Raw genomic sequence first — 22,220 nt, forward strand, 5'->3', positions numbered from 1 at the left:
ACGGGCCCATAACCATTCCCGTTTTTGTACATTTTCCCTTATGCGGAAACGATATACCCGAGTGATCATGGATGCTGCAGCGTACACACCCGCCTTGCATTCATCTATCGCTCATAGAGCTCGAGTGGCAACCCATCGGGATCGGCAAAGAAGGTAAAACGCCTGCCGGTATGTTCGTCTATCCGGATAGGTTCTACAGCAACGTGCTGGCTGTTGAGCCAGGCAACAGACGACTCGATATCGTTCACGGCAAATGCAAGGTGCCGCAATCCGCACGATTCGGGCCGACTGGGCCGTGGGGGAGGATCGGGAAAGGAAAAAAGTTCTATTATATAATGACCATTGAGGCAGAGGTCGAGTTTATACGACCGGCGGGCTTCCCGGTACACTTCCTGCAACACGGTAAAACCCAGTATTTCCGTATAAAACTGCTTCGACCGGGCATAGTCTGAACAGATAATGGCGATGTGGTGAACTTGCTGTAGACCTAACATGGGGCGAAGATAAAAACTATTCGCCCAATGAAACACCTTGTTCGGTGATGGAGCTGCCTTCTGCGAGGGCTTCCTGTATCTTTTGCCAGCGCTCTTCGGGCAATTCCTGTTCGGCGCTGCTGAAAAAGCTGATGAATACCGAAGCCACCGAACATCTTTCGATGGTACGCAGCCACTCGATGATCTCGGCATTGTTCATACCACGGATCACCCACTTGCTCAAGGTCGCCAGGTCGCGCGGCGACATCTTGGTCACGATCTCTTTTTCGAGCGCCATGAGTTCCTCATCGGTATAATAGCGCCACAATACGGCATTGAGCAGGTTGTCTTCCCGCGCCATGCTGTCGAGTTGGGTAATGAGGAAGCCGGTATACGCCTTCAGGATCGGATGGCCTGCCGCTACCTGCTCCTGCTGGTTGGCGGCATGCCCAAAGGCATTCATAACACCGCGCAGCCGCTGCGCCTGCACCACGTTCGACTGATACTGTTGCCTGAAAATGGCGATCAGTCCCGGATTGTGATCGATTATGTAAGGAAAGAGTAATCGTTCAATATACAGTGAATGCTGATTGAAATAATACAACGCCTCTCCGATACGCCCCATTACCGCTTCCGCTTCTTCCGTGACGGAAAAGTCGGTTTGCTGAACAGTCATCGCCGTTTCGAATAAAAAAGCCCTTAACCCCTTATGCACGCGAGTGAACACATTATAGCGTTCCATAGTATACGATTTTTGCTACTTATTCAAATATCTGTCATTATAACCACTATAACTACCCCAAACGGTATGAATTGTGAATGACCGGGCATGATCTGATGCAAAATACCGCCCGGCGAATAAGCCATATTGGCACCAGCAACCGCCACGCATACAAAAAAGGGGCCCGCAGGGGCCCCATACACACTATCAAAATTCAAAGGCATTTACGATGCCGAACGCTGAACAAATTCTTCGAGAATGATATCGGTAACACCATCATGGCGTTTGATGCTCATTTTGGTAGGATAATATCCCGAACGCTGGTATTTGGCAGGCTGGGGGATGGCACGACTAAAATTGGTGGTGGTGTCGATGAAGGCTTTGGTGATCATCGGCTCCATAAAGGTCACCTTTCCATCGTAGCTGCCATAGATGAAGGTTTGGGTAAAAGGTTTTCCTCCGCCCAGTTCGGGGGAAGTAGGATCGAGCCAGTGCATACCCATTTTGGGTACACCCGGCACCGGCGCAATGTGCCCGGCCGGCATGTACGCCGCATCGGGAAACTTGTTCATCTTGGTTTCGTCGGTCGTGGCATCCACCTCGGCAGGTGTTACGAAGTAATAATGGAAGTCGAAGTGAGGGAACATGTACATGGGACCTTCGTGACCGCTGGGGTTCCAGTCGAGCAATACGTGGTTGAAAGGCGTGCCATGTTTTTCATGCAATGACAACACCAGGTGATTTTCATGGCCGGTATGGTTCGAATTGATCGGAACGCTTTTCAATGCCTCGTCATTGATGGTAATGGACAGTTTCTCCGGCGTACCATCTGCCTTTACCTGCGCCCAGGTCCACGCTTTGCCATTGTACAGCTGCGCCACACTGCCTTTCTTGATGCCATCATCTTCCTTATCTTTTTTGCATGCCGTGGCCAATGCTGCCACAGCCAGGCAGCTCAAAAACACTTTTTTCATTTGTTTATATTTATTGTTTTTCGGCCAAATGGAATTCGCCAATACCCATCCCAGCTGGTGATAAGCATTATCATGGCTCATTTCATTTGATAATAATTTGAAGCGGTTAAATTGCTATTGAATAATTTCCACAAAACTGCTGTACTGGCGACCGTCTTCAAAGACAGCACTGGATGAAATGTGATGCGCCTTACATGAGTTGATGATTATTTTACAGGGCCTGTAGTTTCATATGGCCGATCCTGTTTATATTTGACGCGTATTTAACCCTCAATCGTTGTCAAGGTATTTTTCATTTCTTGCGGTACTGATCTTGTGCAGCCAGCTTGCCACTGCGCGGCAAACTATTGCCAAAAAGGGTAAGGACCCCATGTTCCTGGTGGCTCCGTCTTCTGTTACACCCAATGCCCGCCAATATATCTTTACACGTTTCAGCATGTTCAATGGCCTTTCTGCCAACCTGGTCAACAACCTGGTGCAGGATCATAAAGGCTATATCTGGCTGGCAACGCCCAATGGCCTGCAGCGCTACGATGGCAATAAATTCACCACTTTCAAGCACCAGCACAGCAATCCCGGCACGATGCCCGATGATAACGTGGCCTCGGTGTACATGGACAAGCAAAACAGGCTGTGGGTACTCACTGCTGATAACAAAGTAGGGATTTTCGATACTGACAGATTCAGTTACCGGGAAGTAAAAATGGTATATCCCGGAGACCGGCCTACCATCTACCAGCCGAAGTTCATGCTCGAAACGAAGCAGGGCAAGGTGCTGCTGTTTGCCTCCGGTGCAGATACCTACGAATTTCAGCCCGATTCGAATAAACTGGTGGTGACGAACGAATATTTCAAGCGGCCGGCCAACTGGCGGCGGCAATGGGTATTTATGGATACTACCAGCGGCCGCCAATGGACGGCCTGCGATTCGGGCATTGTGATGTATGACCCCGCTACGCGGCATATAAATTACTACCGCAATAATCCCGACAAGAACAAGGCCATCGATGCATTTGGCAATGTAGGCAACTCATTGCGTGTTTACGCCGACAACTATGGACGGCATATGGTGGCCACCTGGCGTATGGAAGAAGGCGGTCCCAGACTCCTTTTTTTCAATGAAAAGTCAGGGGAAATAAAGAAACACAATGTTTCGATGGAGTTGTTTGGAGGCGGCTACCACGAATTCAATGGCATCCTGCAACAACGTAATGGACGCTTATGGGTGTACGGGCTTCCCTTCATCCTTGAATATGTAGACGGGCCAAGCCCCCTGCAGGGCATCCAGAATGAGTACAAGGACGAACAGAGCCTGAAGTTTGATGTGGCTTTTTACATGTATGAAGACCGCTCGGGCAATATCTGGGTAACCACCACCAATGGCGTTTACCTGTTCAACCCCGACGCCCAAAAGTTCAATGCCTTTCGTTTGTTGCGACCCAATGGCACCGGGGTGATCGACGGGCCCACTAAATGCGTACTGGAAGTAGACAGCAATCAGCTTTGGGTAGGCACCTGGGGCGCAGGTATATATGCGTACGACAGAAATTTCAACCCACAAGATCTGCCAGCCTTTATGAAGGGGTATGAAACGGGCGCTGTTGCCTGGTGTATGGTACAGCACAAAGCTGCGGGGCTGATCTTTATAGGCATGCAGGATGGGGCGATGGCGGTCATTAACCGGCAAAAACAGCAGCAACAGATACACCTGTTTCCCATCTTTGAAAGGCGCACCATCCGGCAGGCGGTAGAGGACAAAAACGGGAACCTTTGGTTTGGCACGCAGCAAGGCAAACTGGTTAAATGGACTTATCAGACCGGGCGCCATTACCAGGACGGTTTTACAGAGATACTACGTACAAAGGCTATTATCCAGAAACTATTGCTCGACAAACAGGGATACCTCTGGGTTGCTACGCAAGGCAAGGGCCTTTTGAAGGTAGATCCGTCAACCAACAAAGTTTTGGAGGAATACCGCGCTAAGGGGCCCAAAGGAAAGCGCTTGTGGAACGATAACCCTACCGACATGGTGCAGCTCAACGATAGCACCCTGCTGGTAGCATGTTACGGCATTTCGCTGATCAATATGAAAACGGGTCTGGTATCCTTTATCAGTACCGATCAGGGACTGCCTTCCAATAATGTCATGTGTGCAGCCAAAGACCGGCACGGTATCGTGTGGCTGGGTATGATGAGCGGCATTTGCCGTATGAACCTCGACAAAATGGTATTTACTTTTTATGACCGTCGCGACGGTATGCCCGCCGACTATTTTGAAGGCGAGGACGCGCACCACCTGAGCGATGGCCGATTGCTGTTTACCAGTGCGCACAACTTCGTAGTGATCGATCCGGATAAAATGGTTCGGAACGAGCCACCGCATGATGCTGTGATCACCGACGTACGGATCGCCAGTAAATCATTGCCGGTAGACTCGCTCAGCAAGGAATTCGCCATCAACCTGCAGCACGATAAAAGCTCCATCTCCATCGAGTTTGGCAGCTTTAATTTCATCAGGCAGGATAAAACAGACTATTACTACCAACTGGTAGGTGTTGACAAAGACTGGGTACATGCCGACGATCGCCGGCAGGCCATCTACAACCACCTGAGCCCCGGCAATTATATTTTCAAAGTACGTAGTGAAAACGCCGACGGCGTAGCCAGTAAGAATATCACCAGCTTACGGGTTTCGGTGAAGCCGCCCTTCTGGCGCACGGGTTGGTTCTATGGCTTCCTGGTATTGCTGGCGATCGGTATCCTGTATTGGATCGACCGGGAAAGGATGCGCCGCATCCGCGAACTGCAGGCCATGCGCACGCAGATTGCCGGCAACCTGCACAACGATATCAACACCACACTCAATAACATCAACCTGCTGAGTGAAATGGCCAAGATCAAGGCCGACAAGGACCTTACCCGCTCCAAGGAATATATTGACCAGATCAGCGACAAGAGCCACAATATGATCATCGCTATGGATGACATGTTGTGGAGCATCGATCCGCAGAACGACAGTATGGAAAAATCGCTGTTGCGCATGCTGGAGTACGTCGACGCGCTGATCAACCGCCATGGGGCCAATATCGACATCCTGGTCGACGAGCACGTACGCACACTCAAGCTCGACATGAAATCGCGCCACGAGATGCTGCTGATCTTTAAGGAAGTTTTGCGCAATATGGTGCTGGAGAATCCACAAAAACATATTCTCATCAATATCGACCTGGTGAAATCCAAACTGTCTATCAAAGTGCAGGACGATGGCACTTATGCGGGCGAAAGCGATCTCTTCCCGGCGCAAACGCTCGACCTGCTGGCACAACGCACGAGCGCCATTCGTGCCGAACTGGATATCCAGGCCGACAGGAATGGCGCTTCGGTGATCTTATTGGTACCGGTGGTCTAAATTATTTACCCATCCATTTTTTGAAGTCGCTCACTTTCTCGCGGCTTACGATAGCTTCTTTATCAACGGCAGGTTTCAGGTGCAGCAACAGCCTGTTGCCGAAATAATCATGTATCTGATCAACGCTGTCTACAGCGATGTAGAACGCACGGCTGATGCGGAAGTAGCGGTCGGGGTCGAGCATATCTTCCAGCTCATCCATGGTATAATCAACTACGAACTTGCGGTTATCGTAGGTCTTGAAGAAGTTGAGCCTGCCATCGCTGAAGAAGTAGGCGATCTCTTCCACTTCGATGGAGACCAGCTTTTGCGCGTGTTTTACGAGGAAGCGCTTGCGGAATTCCTTGGGCTGCAATTTCTGCCGGAGTTCTTTTACCAGGCTCTCTACGTTGAGATCGGTATGCGTGCTGCCGGCCGCATACAGGTCTTTCATTTGCCGGTATTTATTGAGGGCTGTTTCCAGGTCTTCCTTTTGAATAGGCTTCAACAGGTAATCGATGCTGTTTACCTTAAAAGCTTTGAGGGCATACTCGTCGTAGGAAGTGGTGAACACCACGGCACTCTTTACGGCGGTACGACTGAATATTTCAAAGCTTTGGCCATCGCTCAGCTCGATGTCCATGAGGATGAGATCGGGGGAGGGGTTGTCCTCCAGCCAGTCGACGGTACTCTTGATACTGTCGGTGACACCCACCACTTCGGCCTGTGCATCAACACCAGCCAATGTTTTCTGCAGTTTCTTGACTGCCAGTTCTTCGTCTTCTACGATTAGAATTTTCATATAGTAACCTTTTAAAAGTTAAATTAATGAGGATGTATTTGTTTTTGTACTGCACTGATCTTCTTTTCATAGCCGCTATCCCAGATAAGCGGTAGTATGACCGTAAAATTGCGGGTATCGGACAATACCTGGAACCCCGGCTGGTCAAGCAATTCATATTTAAGACGGATATTGGCCAACCCGATCTTGTTGGAGGGGTCTTTGATAGTTTTACACTGCAAGTTATTATTCACCGCCAATTGATTGCCCGCCATCGTAAATATATCGATAACGAGGGGCTGATACTTCGATACCACGTTGTGCTTAACCGCATTTTCTACCAGCAACTGCAGGCTCAGCGAAGGCAGCAGGTAATTATCATACCGTTTGTCGACTTCCATCTGTATCTGAATGGCCTCACCATGGCGCGTTTTCAGCAGGCGGTAATAGGATTCGATGAACTTCAGTTCGTTTTGCAGTGTCGATAAGCCATCTTCATTGTTGCGCAGCAGGTAACGGTACACTTTGCTCAGCTCATCGAGGAAGCTTTCGGCCTGGCGTGCATCTTCGGAAATGAGTGACGACAGGGTATTGAAGCAATTGAACAGGAAGTGCGGGTTGACCTGGCTTTTCAGGGTTTCAAATTCGTACTGGATGGCCAGTTGCTGTACTTCTTCTTTTTCGGCCAGACTTTCTTTCCATTTGATGATCACGTATTCTGCCTCCCAGGAGGTGGTAGCGATGAGGGTCAGCGCAACCGCCAGCAGGATAGAGGTCTTGAACTGGTGAACATCGAGCACGTAGCCCAGGAAATGAAAATAATCGAAGCCATAGAACAGTCCGGCAAAAGTGAGGCTCGTTAACCCGATATGGGTGGCAGCCAGCACGGTCAGGCGCAGCAGTGTATGATGCAGATCGGGCAGGCGGATGCGGAGCCAGTGCATGCTCACAATGTGAAAATACCAGGAGAAAAAGCCCTGTACATAGATGAGCGGAAAGGAGTACAACCAGATGGTACGGTCATGCCACATGCGCTCGCCGAACAGCAAATGGTTCAGCAAGGCCGTGAGTACCGGCATGAGGGTAAAAAAGGATATCCATTCTACCCGCGTTGGTTTCATCCATGGTTTAATCATGCGCCTTGGTTTCTTCCGCTTCGATCAATGGAATGTGAATGATCCGTTGTTTTTCGGTTTGCCGGATGGATACGGCTTGTCCGCAAAGCAAACGGTATTTATTAATGATATTGTCCAGGCCGGCCATTTCCACGTCGGGAATACCGATCCGGACCTTTTGCTGCACGTTGTGCTGGATCTGCAGCCATTGCTCGCCCAGCGAACTGATGGTGATGACCAACGGCCTGTCTTTACTGATCACATTGGTCGTAAAAGTGTTCTCGACCAGCAACTGCAACGTGAGCGGCGGCATCAGCAGGCTCAATTGTGAGGTGGTGATGTGCCGGTTGATGTGGATACCATCGCCGTACCGCACTTTGAGCAGGTAACTGTAGCTATCGAGGAACTGCAGTTCGGTTCCGAGGGTTACCAGTTTATCGTCGCTCCGCAACAGGTAGCGGTACACTTTGCTCATTTCATCGAGGAACTTTTCAGCAGCCACCGTATCCTCGCCGATGAGGCTCGAGAGCGAGTTCAGGCTGTTGAACAGGAAATGCGGATTCATCTGGCTCTTGAGGCCCAGCAGGCGGCTTTGCATATACTCCTTCTTCAGCTGCTGGGTTTCGAGCATGGTCTTCTTCCATTTATCGAAGCTGTCTACGCCTTCGTGCAGAATGGTAATGAACACGTTGAAGATCGCTGCCGATAGTAATGTCCACTGGTAGCGTACCTGGTTGAGCTCGTAATTGAGGAAGTGAAAATAATCGTAGCCCCAGAACAGGATCGTAACGATGAGGGCATTGATGAGGATGAAAAGAAAGATCGAGATCGCCATCCTTTTCATCAGGTCACCATCGTTGGGAAAGCGGTTGCGCAGCATAACAGCGATGCGCGTAAAGACGAACCAGAAGCAACCGATAATGACGAGGGTACACAAACTGGCCCATCCGAATACACGTCCTTCCGTAAAATACCGGTTGCCGAAAATGAGTGAATTGTACACCAATACAATGACAGGCACTACCGCCGCAAAGATCCATAGGTCTTTACGGGTGTACTGTGGCAGTGAAAACCTTGGGAGGGTGGAATGGGTGTTTACTGTCATTATTATAACAAATTACCATCTTTTGGAAAAGGCAAGTTAAGGGGTTTCGTCAGATTGGGGAAGAATGCGGATGAATTGAGTATTCCTGTGCGTGAATTGTGGGCGTAAAATGGTGTTTTGGGCCCCGGAATCGACAGCTCAGGAATGTTTTTATCTCAGCGGCGTGGCTTGCCCCAAGGGAACGGGGAGGCCTATTGACAGGCCCTTTCCATGCAGTTCCGTGTAATGCCCAGGGAAGGAGGCATGGGAGCAGCCTGGCCACCCCCTGCAGGTCCGTGTACAGCCCGGGAAGGGGAGAACGGCCTGATTGCCCCCTGCGGAGGCGGGCCCGGGACCAAAACGGGGAGGACAGCTCCGGGGCTGCCCGGGCAGGTATCAATTGTCGATAAGGACTGCTCAACTGTCAAACAACGTCTTCCGGCCTAGCTACACTTGATCCTTCAAATTTGTCAGGTCATGCAGGAACAGCTTCTGCACGGGCCATCTACCAGCCATCTTTGCCGGGCAATTCAGGTTTAATTATCAAACAGCCATTAGTCATGAAAAAAACAAACAAATTGAAACTCCTGTTCCAGGCCCTCGTACTGGCAGGTATTACCGGCATGGCCGTTCTTGGCCTCATGTCGTTTGGAGTGAGAACCGTGTATGCCGATTTCTGGGAACAACTGGGCACCAACCAGAACCGTGGTACCAGCAGCATCAAACAAAGCTTCCTGTATGGCAGCTTTTATCACCACAGCAGCGCCAAACTGAAGAATATCCTCAGTGGCGACAAAGCGGCTGTTGCGCAGGACCTGCTCAAATACACCAAAGAGGTCGTAAACAGCGAAGCATTTGCGCAGGAATACGAGAAGTTCCGCACCTCAGCCAAACCCACACCACCCGAGCCCGCTAAAACCGAGGCAGTGATCCGCCAGAAATTTATAGACGATGCCCAAAAGGGTGTCGACAACCTCGAAAAACTGCTGAAGACCATGACCGACCCGGCCAGTCAGAAAAGTCTGAAGGATGGCCTCGCACAGACGAAGGACATGCTGAAAGACGTGCAGGACCCCAACAGTGAAATGATCAAGATGGCGGTTGCGGGCGAACAAAACAACTTCAAGTACCGCAACGACCAATACGAAGCCAGCCTGAAAACATGGCAGGAAGAATATCCCGCCGGTGTAAAACCGATGATCAAAGCCAGGCTGCAGAAACTGCTGGACATTACGAAGGATGTTGACTTCGGTGCCCAGCTCACCGAGCGCGATGGCAAGAAATACTTTGTGAAGAAGGAATACGAAGCCAAACCTGCTGATTGGAAGAAAGCTTTCCGCGCCGGTAAAGAAGTAACGACGACGGTACAGGCATTTGCCCGCCAATGGCTGCAGGAGTTACCCTGATCAACACACACGATCAACACTACACACGCAAAATCAAAATACGCTGAACATGAAAAGGATCCTTGCTATTGGCATCTTCCTGATCCCCACATTGGCAATCGCACAGGGAGGATTTATGGACCGCCTCAAGAAAAAAGTAATCAATAAGGCCGAACAAAAAGCAGATCAAAAAGTTGATAAAACAATTGATAAGGGTTTTGATAAGGCTGAACAGGCCGCCAAACCCGGCAGTAAGCCGGCTGATAATACTGCTCCATCTAAGACACCAGCTGCAACAACCAGCCCCGCTGCTGCGCCGGCACCGCAAGCGGCCCCTGATGCTCCTGCCGCGCCTGCTCTAAAGAGCCATTCGAAGTTTGATTTCGTACCCGGTGAACAGATCGTGTACACGGAAAATTTCGAGCAGGATGCGATCGGTGAACTGGCTACCGGTTGGAATACCACTGGTACCGGCGAGGTAGTAACCCTTAATAATTTTCCGGGCAAGTGGTTCCAGGTGCACCAGCGCAGTTTTTACCTCACGAGCAACCAAAAGGAGTTTGGTGAAAACTACACGGTGGAGTTTGATGTGATCATGCAGGTAAAGTACAATGGGCACTTCCTGCCTTATTTCTCCTGGGGTATCATCAGCACCAACGGAGAGCCTTCCACCGGCAATGATTTTCTCCGCAATTACCGTAAATACGGCAGCATCGAGACCATCTTTTACCCGGCAGAAGGCGGCAGGTCGCAACTGGGCATCCACACCTACAATGCAGCCAGAGGTTATTATACCGGCGACCAGCAGAACGTACCTGTACTGAGCGATTTCTTTGGCAAGCCCATTCACGTTGCCATGCAGGTACAAAAGGAGCGTTTACGTATCTGGGCCGATAAGGACAAGATACTCGACGCACCCAAAGCCGTTGCACTGGGTACCATGATGAACCAGCTCTTTTTTGAGATCCACAGCTCGAGCTACAAGGAAGACCAGTATGGCATGTTCATCTCGAACCTGAAGGTGGCCAAAGGCATCCCCGATACCCGTCACAAACTGGTGGAAGAAGGTAAATTCAGCACTACCGGTATCCTCTTCGACGTAAACTCCGATGTTATCAGGCAGGAGTCTTATGGCGTATTGAAGAATATTGCCGATGTGTTGAAAGAGAACGGCGATATCAAGGTGAAGATCATCGGGCATACCGACAGCGATGGCGAGGACAAGAAGAACCTCGACCTCTCCAAGAGCAGGGCAGCTTCGGTAGCCAAAGCGTTACAGGAAACTTTCGGCATCGATGCGGCCCGCCTGCAAACTGATGGCAAGGGCGAGAGTGTACCGGTTGGAGACAACAAAACGAAAGACGGCAAGGCGCTCAACAGGCGCGTTGAGTTCATCAAGTTATAACAAGGGAACATACAGGACGGATATTAATCAGGCAAGGCCCTGCTCAAGCATGAGCAGGGCTTTTGCTTTGGAATGGGTACCGCGGCAGGGTGATGATTGACGCTTCCTGCCTTCATACGATTGCGCAAACAACAAAATGCAGTGGTAGTGACTGAAACCCCAACGGCGGCCAATGGCCGCCGTTGGGGTGATATTCATCTATGAAGCTGCCAGGGATAGCCCGACAGCGGTCAATCAGGATTGTTGCGTGGCAGGCACTACTACCGGCACTTCGCTGCCTTTGTGCTTGCTTTGGCCAGGTGGAACATGCTTGGGGGCGAGTTTATCTTTCAGTCCGATAAAACGGTTCTCAAAGAGATTATAGGAGAGATAACTGATACCGATGGTGGCGAGCAGGGCCATACCATCGACCATTAGCTTGAGGACGGGACGGTCCATAATACCCCAATATTCGCCGGCCATGTGGGCCAGGTGGATAATACCGAAATGGTATACATATAACCCGTAGCTGACCTTACCCAGCGAAGTGAGCACCCTGTTCTCAAATAGCCAGGTATGGAAGTTCCGCGATTTGAGCTTGAACAACATCAGGGCAAAGCAATAATTGAGCGCCGTGTATCCCCAGATGTATTTGTACGAATTCTGCATGTAGGCCGGAAAGCCAAACGTAAGGAACTGGAGACTGCCCGCTGCAAGGAGGTTCGTGACATAGCCCAAAGCCAGCACCATCCCAAAGGTGAAGAATACCTCGAGGTTCCTGACCACCCGGGTTTGGTAGAGGGCAAAATAGCCGCCGATCGCGAAGGCGTCCAGGTGCGATAAGGTAGAGAGGTATACGAAGAGGTCTTTATCGTGCGTAATGGCAGTAGAGGTGGAATGATCGACGAGGTATCCGGATACGAACCGGATCACTGGTCCCAGCAGAATGATAAACTGCAATACGTACTTCAGCTTTTTAACCGGTGTGAGGAAGATCAGCAGGGGCCACAACAGGTAGAACTGTTCTTCCACGGCCAGGCTCCAGAAGTGAGTAATGAACTCGTTGTGCTTGTAGCTGGTGGTAGCGTGGAAAATGTTATACGTGTACGTGAACCCGTATATGAGCTGGCTCTTGAGGGAGCTGAAGTATTCGAATCGGGTAAGCCCGAATACCGTAATGGTGATGAGTAATATGAGCAGGTAGAAATAATAGAGCGGAAAGATGCGCAGGGTTCGCCGTACGAGGAAGTTCCTGATATACGAACCGAATCCATTTGTTTCGGCCTTGGTATCGACCAGGATGGGCGTAATGAGGAAACCAGACAGCACGAAGAAGGCCTGCACGCCAAGATAACCTGCATATACCAGGTTAATATGAAACAGGAATACCGCCAGAAATGCAAAAAACCGGAAACTGTTGTAACTGGGATTCATAATTCAGATTGCTTTAGGGTTGCGGATGCCCGCGGGAAATGCAGGATATTGTAAATAGGAATATGGGACTGAAGGTATTAGACTAAACTGTGCGGCAAAGCTAACCAATATTTCCTATAAGTGGAAGAGGGTGCGGCCGGCGAATGTGAGTTTTGTCTGGAAAAAAAATGCCTGGCTTTAATGGACTCCCTGGTACATTATGATAAAAAATACCTACTTTCCCTTATCATTGATTACATCGGCCCCTTTTGCTTACACAGTTCTCCAGGAAGTAATATCTGTACCTCCAATCCGATCGGGCAATAGTCCGGCTTCCTGCTTCACCCTATGAGACGCAATTACTGCTAAATTGAAATCAGCCAGGCTAAACGAAACGCACGCAACCAGTTAACACTTACCAGGTATCCTTATTTAATTGTTCCATTACTGCCCGGCAGGGATTACCCCTGCTTACAAAACCCTTGTGTTCACATGAGCAAACTATTGATTGAAAAGGACTTAATGCGCCGTTTCCAGCAGGGAGAAGCCCTGGCTTTCAACAGCATCTACAATCGCTTTTTCACTTCCCTGCGACATTTTTCGGGAAGGCTCACCTGTCAGAAGCAACATGCGGAGGACATCACCGTAGAAACCTTCGCCAAACTGTATCGTCTATGCGGCAATTTCGACAGCGTAGCCAATATCAAAGCCTTTCTGTATGTAACTGCCCGCAATGCCTGCTACGATCACCTCGCTTATTCGCATCGCCTTCCTGCACTACCTGAAGGCGCTGGTGATAATCGCCGGCTGCATCTGCTGCGCGGTGACAATGAATTGCCCGCCGTGCTCCGGATCGTACAGGAGTCGATCGACCAACTACCTGGAGAATATGGCAGTGTGCTAAAGCTGGCCTATCAGCAGGGGCTCAAGAATATATCCATTGCCCGCGAACTGTCACTCACGGAATCGGCCGTGCGCGGATACCGGCGCAGTGCCATCAAACTGCTGCGTATAGCGCTGTTCGAACAACGTCAACCGGAAGCAGCCCTTTGCTGCATCGACCTGATTCGCCTGCTGGATGCAAGGCAGGTGCTGAAAGCAAGACAGGTGGAAGAAGTATTAAGCAATCCATAACCAAATCGGGAAAGAGAATGCCTCTGCAATGGGAGGGAAGACGGGCGGCAGGAAACATTTCCACCGCTACGGCCGGCCCCGCCTGGTAAGGCATTCCAGGGAGCTGATGAATACGGGACCGGCAACGATAGTCGATGGAATCATTGATTGTTTGGAACACAAACCAATCAGACTTAACCAGAGATCCTATTCTTTTACCTGTAAAAAAGTTGTATCCGCCCGTTTTTGATAAAGCGGATATATACTGATCGGGAAACCTTTCTGCCAGACCGGGTAACTGATGGATAGTATTCATAAGGATACAGGCTTCACGGCATTCATGAGCATGCCGCTTGTTGTAGTAGCCTGCACCAGGTGGCGCCGGAAAAAGAAACCGGTTATTGAAATCCCCCAAACCGGTTCCAGTTGTGTTACAACGAGGTTGAGTTCCCAGACTTTTGTGACTGCACTAAGCAGCAGGGCCGGGGATCAGCATCGTACATGAACTACAGTTTACATTTAAACCTGCCTGCAAGATACTTCGGCCTATTTGTCGTATCTGCACAAATTGTTTTCCTATCTGCACAAAATAGTTACGCAGGTACATACAGCCGTTACTGTTATAACCTGCTTACAGTCACAACACTATACCGGCACCCGCAGCTTGTATAACCAAAATACCTCATAAGACGCACTGCCCGTGCCAACGAATGCATCAGAAAAGACGTTTCTTTTTACTGATGCTTATTACGCCATTGTGAAGGGGATACATTATATGCTTTCTTAAAAGCCGCGCTGAAGCTGCTGATCGTATTATAGCCCGACAGGGCGGCGATCTGCTTGATGGGGCTATCGCTCTCTACCAGCAACTTCCTGGCTTTCTCCATCCGCATCTGGATCTGGTAGGAATAGATGCTCATTCCATATAGTTTCTTGAAACCATACTGAAGTTTAGTGCGGTTCATACCCGCTTCATAGGCTAACTGCTGAATCGTTGCGTGAGGCAGGTGCTTTTGATGAAGTATGTCCTTTACCGCTCTGATACGTTGAATATCGGCCTGCTTCAACTTGATTTTTTTTCCGCTCATGTCCAATAATTTAGGCATAGACTTCCCCCTGCGTATCGCCGGAAAAATCCGTAGTTACGATGCATTTCACAGGACAGAAATACTTTTTTAAAAGGCATGTAAACATTGCACCACTACGCAATAGAATTGAGGTTTGCGCAGGTACTCATTTTGCTGTAGAATACAGACCCAATAACGGTTAAGTCCAAAGTGCCGAGGAGTCAAAGCCATAGCAGCAATGCAGCCCTTTCCGGCGAAGCCTGTAAGGTCAAGGCAGTTCCGGCGAAAAGTTGTCTTTATAGGGGCGGTAGCCGACCTACAAAGCGGTTACACTTAACGATATTGAATACTCGTTGTAACTGTTTGGGGTACCGCAAATATAACCGCTTTGCTGAAAAGTTGAAAATCAGAGGCTCAGATATGAGCAGGACCTCATACTTTTATCTCACCATAATGGTAAACCCTTATACTTCTTCTACGGGTTTCCACGGGCATGCACAGCTGCTTACACCCGTATCTTACCGAAAGCATCATATGCTTTTTTTGCTAATCGATACCCAATTGGGCCATAAAGCGCTCGCGATAGGTATCGCCCACCGGCAGGTACTGCCCGTTGATGATAACCTTACCACGATCGAGGAATTCGATCTTATTGCGGTTGATGATGTAGGATTTATGTATGCGGATAAAGGTACCGGCAGGCAGCAGGGTCTCCATCTTCTTCATGCTCTCCAAGGAAAGCACCTTACCGGCGGGGGTGTGGAAGGCGACATAGTCGCGCAGTCCTTCGATATACAGGATAGCGTCGAAGTTGAGCTTCTGGATGCGGTATTCGGCGCGGATAAAGATATGATCGGGTGGTTCGCTGGCCGGCGCTGCTGTTTTTTGCTCCAGCCGTTCTTTGGCCTTCACGACCGCCATCATATACCGGTCGAAGGAGAAGGGTTTGAGCAGGTAATCCACCACATCGTGTTCATAGCCCTCCAGGGCATACTGGGGATAAGCCGTGGTAAGGATCACTTTGCAACGGTTGCCGATGATCTTCATAAACTGCATACCGCTCAGTTCGGGCATATGGATATCAAGGAAAAGCAGGTCGGCATCGCCCTGTTCTATTACCGACAGCGCCTCGAGCACATGGGTCGTTTTGAAAACGAGGGTGAGGCCCGGGGTTTTACCGATGTATTGCGCGAGCAGGCCCACGGCCAACGGCTCGTCGTCTACTACCACACAGCGGAGGGGCGGATTATTGCTCATTGGTCACTTCGAGGTTGATGGTAAAATGGGTTTCGGTCACTTTTACTTTCAGCACATGCCTGTCGGGATACAGCAACTCGAGCCGCCGCTTTACATTCTGCAGTCCGATCCCCCCCACCGCATCCTTCAATCCATGGCCTTTCTTATTGACACAATGGAAGTAGATATTCCGGTTGCCGGCATGGATGGTGATAGATACTCCGTCGCCCGCTTCCGTAAGATCTCCATGCTTGAAGGCATTTTCCACAAAGGGAATCAGCAGGAGCGGGGGTATCTGCATCCCAGACGTATCGCCGGTGATGTGCATGGGGGCATGTACCGGATGATCGAACCGTATCCGTTGCAAAGCTATATACCGGTCGATATATTCGATCTCTTTTTGCAGGGGAACTTTTTCACTGGCATCGTACAACATATACCGCAGCAGGTCCGACAGGCCGAGGATGGCTTCCTGCGCCCCTGCTGAGTTCTGGTACATCAGCGAATAGATATTGTGCAGACTGTTGAATAGAAAATGTGGATTGATCTGCGAACGCAGGAATGACAGTTCCGACTGGCGGTTCTGGATCACCATATCTTTTTGTTCCAGTTCCTTGTGCTGCGCATAGCGGATAAAAAAGAACACGATTCCATACACCACAAACATAAATGCGTAAAAGATATTCTCCAGGAAATAGTTTTTCAGGCGCAGGTCGCGGTTCCATTTCCATTCTTCCAGCACATAACAAAAGTAGAACAGGACCACCAGGGATAGTAGCGTAAGCAGTACAAACACAAATACGCGCCGCGGATAAAAACGAAACAGCAGCAGGTAGGGCACCAGGGCAAACAGGAAATATACGGCGATATTCATGATGCCATTGATGAGGCTGCCAAGACCGTGGGTGAATCCGAGAAAATGGGAGCGGCCATTCACGAGGTTGGGCAGGTCGTAAGCGATATGCAACAGGAAATAAAGCGCCACATACATTACCAGCAGCAGGATCAATCTTTTTCGCATCGGCCAAAGGTATTATTAATTGCCAAACGCCCTTAATAACCCAGCCCGGGTTGGTAGAGGTGGGCAGCCTGTTTGTCGATTTGGGTTGGCAGGCGCCCGGCGCGCAGGTAATTTTCCATCCTCAACCAGCCGGTCTGCACGGAGCGGCGATTGAAAAATTACACAACAACCAGCCACCGGGTGTATGGCGGATCGGGTGTCGACCCGGTCCTACGTCGCTGTACCGGCATCACGTCGCATGCCGGTACAGGATGTTCCAATATGTATGGTAGAAGTGGGAACATACCCGGCTGGCTGGTTAACCTTCAAATTAACTTTATGGATAACTCTGTCAACAGGGGCGGGCAACCGATGCCAGCCTCCTTGTCGTGGCCTGCCCATGCCGGCGCCTCCGCAAAAGCAGCAGCAACGAACGCTACCCTGGCTTCGGAAACCTTCGCTCAACCAGGAAAGGCCGGGGTTCAGCAACCAGCCACTGCCTCTACACGTCGTGCGCGTGGTGGTAAACACTGGCTGCGGTGGTGGCCGTTGGCGGCCGTTGGCGTGGGAGGTGTCATCCTTTACCTGTTGCTATCTCCGGCATCTTCCCGTTTTACCCGGCCGGTAGGTACAGCTTTCCGGCTCTCGGGCAATTTTGGCGAGTTGCGGCCGCAGCATTTTCACATGGGGCTCGATGTGCGCACGGACGGCGAAGAGAACCTGCCGGTATACGCGGTGGCTGATGGTTATGTAAGCCGCATCATTATTCAGGAATACAGTTTGGGCAAAGCTATATTCGTTACCCATCCCAATGGCTATACGACGGTGTATGCGCACCTCAACCGCTTTTACGATGAATTGCAAACCGCAGTAGAGCAACAGCAGTTGAAAACGCAGCAGCGCGAACAGGATATCAGCTTCAAACCCTTTCAATACCCGGTTGAAAAAGGCGGGTTGATCGCCCGCAGCGGCAATACGGGCGGATCGGAAGCGCCCCATTTGCACTTTGAAGTGCGCGATACTAAAACAGGTCGTAACCTCAATCCCTTACTGCATGGGTATGCGGCCGACGATGATACGCCGCCGGTTTTGCACAACCTGTATTGGTACAACCGCCAGTACAGCACCTATAGCAGTGGCGCCAATACGATCTCCATCACCGGATCGGAAGGCAATTACCGGGCGGTGCGGCCCGTGATCAAGGTGCGCTCGCCCCGCATCAGTCTCGCCATGCGCGCCACCGACAAAGACAATGACAATCGGTTTCGTTTTGGCATTTACCGCGTAGAGGTCCGGCTCGACAACAAACTGGTGCATGAAGCGGTCATGGATGATATCGACGAGACCGATACGCGCTATATCAATGCCTGCATCGATTACAGCAAATGGATCCGCTCGGGGTCATTCGTGCAGCACCTGTCTACCTTACCGGGCAATCACCTGCCTGCCTGGAAGGGTAGTGGGTTGATCGATCTGGCAGATAGTGATGTGCACCAGCTCAATTTACGCCTGTACGACGTGAACAATAATGTAACGGAGTTCAATAGCACGATCCAGTATTCGGGCGCCAAAGAGCTGGCGCCGCCTATTGAAAAAGGCGCCCGTATATTGGCGCCCGGAAAAGCAGCCGTGCTGAGCACACCCAACTGCAAGGTCTCCTTTACAGCGAGAACATTCTATGATACGGTAGCTTTTGTATTGAAGGAACAAGCCTCAGCAGCACGCAACAAGGCATCGGCCCTGGTGGCCTTGCACCAACCCTTGGTGCCGGTGCATGAAGCGTATTCGGTTTCGTTGAAAGTAATGGGTTCAGTACCAGCCCACCTCAGGAAGCAAATAGTGATGCAATTGAACAACGGGCAGCAAAAGGTGATCGACAAAGGCAAATGGCGCGACGATTGGCTCACAGCATCGTTCAATACGCTGGGCAGCGTACAATTGCTGATCGACACGGAAGCTCCCACCATACAATTATCGGGATGGAATGAAGGACAGACCTTTTCGGGCAATACGATCCGCCTGCCGCTCAACTGTCGCGATGAAACGGCTGGCGTTGCCAGTTTCAAGGCCACTTTGAACGGACAATGGTTACTGTATGAGCAAAAGGGGCGCGACTTCGTGGTGAACATACCCCCCTCCTGCAAACCGGGCAATCACCAGGTGACGGTGTCGGCAACGGATGTGGCAGGCAATACCAGCAGCCGGCAGCTCACTTTCAAAAAAGGGTAAGACTACTGGTTATTGAACTGCGTACAATGGAGACAGCTGTTCTTGAGGCGGCAACCGGGGCCCTGCAAGCTGGTGGGTGCGGCGTGACCGGTCAGGTTACAGCTTCCTCTTCCGTTTCCAACACACCCTGCAGGGCATCCAGCCGCGTGGTCCAGGAAGCATTGTATTGCTCGGCCCAGTCGGTCACCTCCTGTAACTTGAAGAGGATGGCTTCGCAATAGCGCTCGCGGCCCCGCTGTTTGATGGTCACGAGCCCGCATTGACTTAATATTTTCATGTGTTTGGAAATGGCGGGCCGGCTTACGGCAAAATGCTCGGCTACGCCGTTCAGTGTAAGCGTTTGCCGGGATAACAACCCGATGATCTGACGCCGGGTAGGATCGGCAATGGCTTGGAATACATCACGTCTCATGGCTATTGATTGAGGTAACGCACTGCCGGCCAGAGGCTTGCAGGCGATAAAAATGATCCGGTGCTGTGAGGACTATAAGCTGACCTACCGCGGGGTCCCGTACAGGCTCCCCTTACGGCGATTCCAGCCGCTTTAAACCCTCCTCCTCGCTATTACATAAGCAATAGGCAATCCCACAAAAAACATCAGTATCAACATCCCAATAATTACGCCGGATGTTGTGTGCTTCGCTGCCCCGGGCGTATTGCTCATCGGCACTACGACCAGGTTCATGGCCAGCCACACCAAAACGCCATACCCCAGACCCGTAACCACCCAATGGGTGCTCACTTTACGAATAAGCGGCCAGGCATAGTAAAAAATAGCGGCAAAGATGGTAGCGATCAAAAAATGCAGCAGCAGCCCTACGATGGCCATCAGGACCCTGTCGCCATAGGCGGTTTCCTTCCCTACGACACCACTGGCGATATAATTCAGGATCGGCAGCGGGTTCTTCCCCGTCTTGATACTATAACTTACAAAAGCAGCGATGATGTCGAGCAAACCTGCCAGCAGTCCCGCCTTGAGTATGATAGGCAGTGTAGGCCGCGGAGCGGCTGCGCCGATGCCGGCTGCACTCAGTGTGGAAACGGTTGTTTTGGTCATGATGGTAAAGGATGGGTTAATGATCCTTCCATAATAAATTTACTCCCATTTGCCACAGTCTGCGGGGGAGATATACGTACGACCGTCAGCGCCCGACTAAGGGAGGATACAAACCAACCACCGGAACTGGCGATTGAGGGGGCGGCAATAGCTACGCTGCCGGTTTCGCGGCAAGGGGGAATGAGGAAGCCGGCCAGCAAGCGTTGCGCTGCTGGTTTCGCTCCAGGGGGAATGAGTCGGACTGTAGCGATTGTAAAAAAGAGGCAGGGAGCAGTGGCGCCGGAACTCAGCGCTTGGGGCCAGGTCTTTCTAATGATACTTTAACGACATAATTGTCGATCGTACAATAAATGCGCGGTAAATTACCAGCATCCTAAATACTAACAATGATTGCCTGTTTGAAGAAGAAGTTATTGCTCATTAATGTTTTTTTATCCTGCCTGCCGGCGCTCCGGGCCCAGACCTCCGACGAGCAGTTCAGGATGCCGCTGAAAGATGTACTCGCCGATATCGAGCTGCGATACGGCGTGAAGTTGCAATACAATGATGAGATGGTGAAAGACAAATGGGTCAACTACGCGCGCTGGCGCTACCGGCCCGACGCCGAAGCCACGATCAACAACGTGCTGGCCCCGCTCGATCTATCGGTCAATAAAACGGGCGATAAGAAATACAAACTAAAATACTTCGAGTACCACCGCCTGAGCCCCGAAGACGGTAGGGCGCGGCTCGACTATCTAGCTTCCAGATACAGCAATGCGCAGCAGTGGGAACAACGCCGCGATTCCATGATCCCCTGCATGTGGCAAGCGCTGCAACTAACGCCTTTGCCTCCCACGCCGGTGGTCAAACCCATTTCGGCCAATAAAAGAACGATGGATGGCTACACCATCGAGAACCTGGCTTTCGAAGTATTGCCAGGGGTTTACATTGCTGGCTCGCTATACCGCCCCGCCAAAGCAAAAGGCAAAATACCGGTGGTATTGTGTCCCGACGGTCACTGGCAACAGCACCGTTACCGGGCCGATTGTCAATACCGCTGCGCCACCATGGCTCGTATGGGTTGTATGGCCATCAGCTACGACCTCTTTGCCTGGGGCGAATCGCTGTTACAATTCAAGACAGAAGACCACCGCCGCGCACTGGCGATGACCGTGCAGGCGCTGGGTACCATCCGCATACTCGATTACCTGCTCACGCTCAAGGAAGCTGACACCAGCCGGGTCGCTATTTCCGGTGGATCGGGCGGCGGAAGCCATACCATGCTGATCACGGCACTCGACAAACGCATTAAGCTGAGCGTACCGGTGGTGATGCTTTCCTCGTACCACAGTGGCGGCTGCCCTTGCGAAAGCGGCATGCCGGTGCACCTTTGCGGAGGCGGCACGGCCAATCCAGAAATCGCTGCGATGGCAGCACCACGTCCGCAGCTGGTGATCTCCGATGGTAAAGACTGGACCGACCAGGTACCCAACACAGAATTTCCTTATTTGCAAAAGATATATGGCTATTATGGGCAGACCAGCCAGGTAGAGAATGTGCACCTGCCGGAAGAGGGTCATGATTTTGGTCCCAATAAACGGCAACCGCTATACCAGTTCATTGCGAAACATTTCAGGCTCGATACCAAAGCGCTGCTCTCCGCCGACGGAAAGCTCGATGAAAGCAAGGTGACCATCGAACCCGAAACCGCGATGAAGGTATTTGGCGCCAATGGTGAAAAGCTGCCGCCCAATGCCATCAAAGGATTTGAAGGGCTGCAGGCCATGTTTCCCTCAACGATAAAGCAATAGCCAGGAT

General features: G+C 50.9%; 18 protein-coding genes. 6 read left to right on the forward strand and 12 right to left on the reverse strand.

All coding sequences use genetic code 11. The features are described from left to right. Window positions 1-104 precede the first annotated feature (104 nt). The 3 genes from P2H89_RS09025 to P2H89_RS09035 form a co-directional block, all read right to left on the reverse strand. Complete coding sequence (locus P2H89_RS09025) at window positions 105-494, reverse strand: VOC family protein (RefSeq protein ID WP_275826380.1); 390 nt, start codon at window positions 492-494, stop codon at window positions 105-107. Window positions 495-510: 16 nt separating this feature from the next. Continuing rightward, window positions 511-1,215 carry a hypothetical protein gene (locus P2H89_RS09030; protein ID WP_275826381.1) on the reverse strand — a complete coding sequence of 235 codons (705 nt, stop codon included), beginning with the start codon at window positions 1,213-1,215 and terminating at the stop codon, window positions 511-513. Window positions 1,216-1,418: 203 nt separating this feature from the next. Then, on the reverse strand, window positions 1,419-2,168 hold the full coding sequence (locus P2H89_RS09035; protein WP_275826382.1) for a hypothetical protein: 750 nt from the start codon (window positions 2,166-2,168) through the stop codon (window positions 1,419-1,421). Between the two features lie 277 nt (window positions 2,169-2,445). On the opposite strand from P2H89_RS09035, the gene P2H89_RS09040 reads away from it, so the two are divergent. Beyond that, window positions 2,446-5,577, forward strand: coding sequence for a two-component regulator propeller domain-containing protein (locus P2H89_RS09040; protein WP_275826383.1), 3,132 nt, complete (start codon window positions 2,446-2,448; stop codon window positions 5,575-5,577). Window position 5,578: 1 nt separating this feature from the next. On the opposite strand, the gene P2H89_RS09045 is transcribed toward P2H89_RS09040, so the two are convergent. The 3 genes from P2H89_RS09045 to P2H89_RS09055 are packed head-to-tail and all read right to left on the reverse strand — an operon-like array spanning window position 5,579 to window position 8,557. Beyond that, a complete protein-coding gene (locus P2H89_RS09045; RefSeq protein ID WP_275826384.1) occupies window positions 5,579-6,358 on the reverse strand; it encodes a LytTR family DNA-binding domain-containing protein in 780 nt (259 codons plus the stop codon). A 23-nt stretch (window positions 6,359-6,381) separates the two neighbouring features. Continuing rightward, window positions 6,382-7,473 carry a histidine kinase gene (locus P2H89_RS09050; protein ID WP_275826385.1) on the reverse strand — a complete coding sequence of 364 codons (1,092 nt, stop codon included), beginning with the start codon at window positions 7,471-7,473 and terminating at the stop codon, window positions 6,382-6,384. Beyond that, on the reverse strand, window positions 7,466-8,557 hold the full coding sequence (locus tag P2H89_RS09055; protein WP_275826387.1) for a sensor histidine kinase: 1,092 nt from the start codon (window positions 8,555-8,557) through the stop codon (window positions 7,466-7,468). Before P2H89_RS09055 ends, P2H89_RS09050 begins: the two co-directional genes overlap by 8 nt. A gap of 539 nt (window positions 8,558-9,096) precedes the next feature. On the opposite strand from P2H89_RS09055, the gene P2H89_RS09060 reads away from it, so the two are divergent. Together P2H89_RS09060 and P2H89_RS09065 are read left to right on the forward strand one after the other, a co-directional pair. Next, on the forward strand, window positions 9,097-9,942 hold the full coding sequence (locus P2H89_RS09060; protein WP_275826388.1) for a hypothetical protein: 846 nt from the start codon (window positions 9,097-9,099) through the stop codon (window positions 9,940-9,942). A gap of 49 nt (window positions 9,943-9,991) precedes the next feature. Continuing rightward, window positions 9,992-11,326, forward strand: a complete 1,335-nt coding sequence (locus P2H89_RS09065; protein WP_275826389.1) for an OmpA family protein — start codon at window positions 9,992-9,994, stop codon at window positions 11,324-11,326. Window positions 11,327-11,560: 234 nt separating this feature from the next. Here the strand turns inward: P2H89_RS09065 and P2H89_RS09070 are convergent, their stop codons facing one another. After that, window positions 11,561-12,739: an acyltransferase gene (locus P2H89_RS09070; protein ID WP_275826390.1), complete on the reverse strand. Its 1,179-nt coding sequence runs from the start codon at window positions 12,737-12,739 to the stop codon at window positions 11,561-11,563. A 471-nt stretch (window positions 12,740-13,210) separates the two neighbouring features. Between P2H89_RS09070 and P2H89_RS09075 the strand changes: the two genes are divergently transcribed. Next, the gene (locus tag P2H89_RS09075) at window positions 13,211-13,852 is read left to right on the forward strand and encodes a sigma-70 family RNA polymerase sigma factor (RefSeq protein WP_275826391.1); all 642 of its coding nucleotides are present in this window, start codon (window positions 13,211-13,213) and stop codon (window positions 13,850-13,852) included. 713 nt (window positions 13,853-14,565) lie between these two features. Here the strand turns inward: P2H89_RS09075 and P2H89_RS09080 are convergent. From P2H89_RS09080 to P2H89_RS09090, 3 genes are all read right to left on the reverse strand, one after another. After that, window positions 14,566-14,919, reverse strand: coding sequence for an AraC family transcriptional regulator (locus P2H89_RS09080; RefSeq protein WP_275826392.1), 354 nt, complete (start codon window positions 14,917-14,919; stop codon window positions 14,566-14,568). 525 nt (window positions 14,920-15,444) lie between these two features. Further along, window positions 15,445-16,155: a LytTR family DNA-binding domain-containing protein gene (locus tag P2H89_RS09085; RefSeq protein WP_275826393.1), complete on the reverse strand. Its 711-nt coding sequence runs from the start codon at window positions 16,153-16,155 to the stop codon at window positions 15,445-15,447. Then, on the reverse strand, window positions 16,145-17,155 hold the full coding sequence (locus tag P2H89_RS09090) for a sensor histidine kinase (protein WP_275826394.1): 1,011 nt from the start codon (window positions 17,153-17,155) through the stop codon (window positions 16,145-16,147). The genes P2H89_RS09085 and P2H89_RS09090 overlap by 11 nt, the downstream gene beginning before the upstream one ends. A gap of 318 nt (window positions 17,156-17,473) precedes the next feature. Between P2H89_RS09090 and P2H89_RS09095 the strand changes: the two genes are divergently transcribed. Further along, window positions 17,474-19,363: a M23 family metallopeptidase gene (locus P2H89_RS09095; protein ID WP_275826395.1), complete on the forward strand. Its 1,890-nt coding sequence runs from the start codon at window positions 17,474-17,476 to the stop codon at window positions 19,361-19,363. 91 nt (window positions 19,364-19,454) lie between these two features. Here P2H89_RS09095 and P2H89_RS09100 read toward each other — a convergent pair whose 3' ends face one another. Together P2H89_RS09100 and P2H89_RS09105 are read right to left on the reverse strand one after the other, a co-directional pair. After that, window positions 19,455-19,775: a metalloregulator ArsR/SmtB family transcription factor gene (locus tag P2H89_RS09100; RefSeq protein WP_275826396.1), complete on the reverse strand. Its 321-nt coding sequence runs from the start codon at window positions 19,773-19,775 to the stop codon at window positions 19,455-19,457. 132 nt (window positions 19,776-19,907) lie between these two features. Next, window positions 19,908-20,420 carry a hypothetical protein gene (locus tag P2H89_RS09105; protein ID WP_275826397.1) on the reverse strand — a complete coding sequence of 171 codons (513 nt, stop codon included), beginning with the start codon at window positions 20,418-20,420 and terminating at the stop codon, window positions 19,908-19,910. A gap of 386 nt (window positions 20,421-20,806) precedes the next feature. Here P2H89_RS09105 and P2H89_RS09110 point away from each other — a divergent pair, with 386 nt between their 5' ends. Beyond that, on the forward strand, window positions 20,807-22,213 hold the full coding sequence (locus P2H89_RS09110; protein ID WP_275826398.1) for an acetylxylan esterase: 1,407 nt from the start codon (window positions 20,807-20,809) through the stop codon (window positions 22,211-22,213). The last annotated feature ends 7 nt before the right edge of the window (window positions 22,214-22,220 follow it).

Source organism: Paraflavitalea sp. CAU 1676 (genome assembly GCF_029223285.1).
In the GTDB taxonomy this organism is placed as follows: Bacteria; Bacteroidota; Bacteroidia; order Chitinophagales; family Chitinophagaceae; genus Paraflavitalea.

What these genes read in the sequence shown, in the direction of transcription:
- P2H89_RS09035 (WP_275826382.1), bottom strand. Translation starts at nt 2,168, where the DNA reads ATGAAAAAAGTGTTTTTGAGCTGCCTGGCTGTGGCAGCATTGGCCACG.
- P2H89_RS09060 (WP_275826388.1), top strand. Translation starts at nt 9,097, where the DNA reads ATGAAAAAAACAAACAAATTGAAACTCCTGTTCCAGGCCCTCGTACTG.
- P2H89_RS09065 (WP_275826389.1), top strand. Translation starts at nt 9,992, where the DNA reads ATGAAAAGGATCCTTGCTATTGGCATCTTCCTGATCCCCACATTGGCA.
- P2H89_RS09045 (WP_275826384.1), bottom strand. Translation starts at nt 6,358, where the DNA reads ATGAAAATTCTAATCGTAGAAGACGAAGAACTGGCAGTCAAGAAACTG.
- P2H89_RS09105 (WP_275826397.1), bottom strand. Translation starts at nt 20,420, where the DNA reads ATGACCAAAACAACCGTTTCCACACTGAGTGCAGCCGGCATCGGCGCA.
- P2H89_RS09085 (WP_275826393.1), bottom strand. Translation starts at nt 16,155, where the DNA reads ATGAGCAATAATCCGCCCCTCCGCTGTGTGGTAGTAGACGACGAGCCG.
- P2H89_RS09070 (WP_275826390.1), bottom strand. Translation starts at nt 12,739, where the DNA reads ATGAATCCCAGTTACAACAGTTTCCGGTTTTTTGCATTTCTGGCGGTA.
- P2H89_RS09095 (WP_275826395.1), top strand. Translation starts at nt 17,474, where the DNA reads ATGGATAACTCTGTCAACAGGGGCGGGCAACCGATGCCAGCCTCCTTG.
- P2H89_RS09050 (WP_275826385.1), bottom strand. Translation starts at nt 7,473, where the DNA reads ATGATTAAACCATGGATGAAACCAACGCGGGTAGAATGGATATCCTTT.
- P2H89_RS09100 (WP_275826396.1), bottom strand. Translation starts at nt 19,775, where the DNA reads ATGAGACGTGATGTATTCCAAGCCATTGCCGATCCTACCCGGCGTCAG.
- P2H89_RS09080 (WP_275826392.1), bottom strand. Translation starts at nt 14,919, where the DNA reads ATGAGCGGAAAAAAAATCAAGTTGAAGCAGGCCGATATTCAACGTATC.
- P2H89_RS09075 (WP_275826391.1), top strand. Translation starts at nt 13,211, where the DNA reads ATGAGCAAACTATTGATTGAAAAGGACTTAATGCGCCGTTTCCAGCAG.
- P2H89_RS09110 (WP_275826398.1), top strand. Translation starts at nt 20,807, where the DNA reads ATGATTGCCTGTTTGAAGAAGAAGTTATTGCTCATTAATGTTTTTTTA.
- P2H89_RS09090 (WP_275826394.1), bottom strand. Translation starts at nt 17,155, where the DNA reads ATGCGAAAAAGATTGATCCTGCTGCTGGTAATGTATGTGGCGCTTTAT.
- P2H89_RS09030 (WP_275826381.1), bottom strand. Translation starts at nt 1,215, where the DNA reads ATGGAACGCTATAATGTGTTCACTCGCGTGCATAAGGGGTTAAGGGCT.
- P2H89_RS09025 (WP_275826380.1), bottom strand. Translation starts at nt 494, where the DNA reads ATGTTAGGTCTACAGCAAGTTCACCACATCGCCATTATCTGTTCAGAC.
- P2H89_RS09055 (WP_275826387.1), bottom strand. Translation starts at nt 8,557, where the DNA reads ATGACAGTAAACACCCATTCCACCCTCCCAAGGTTTTCACTGCCACAG.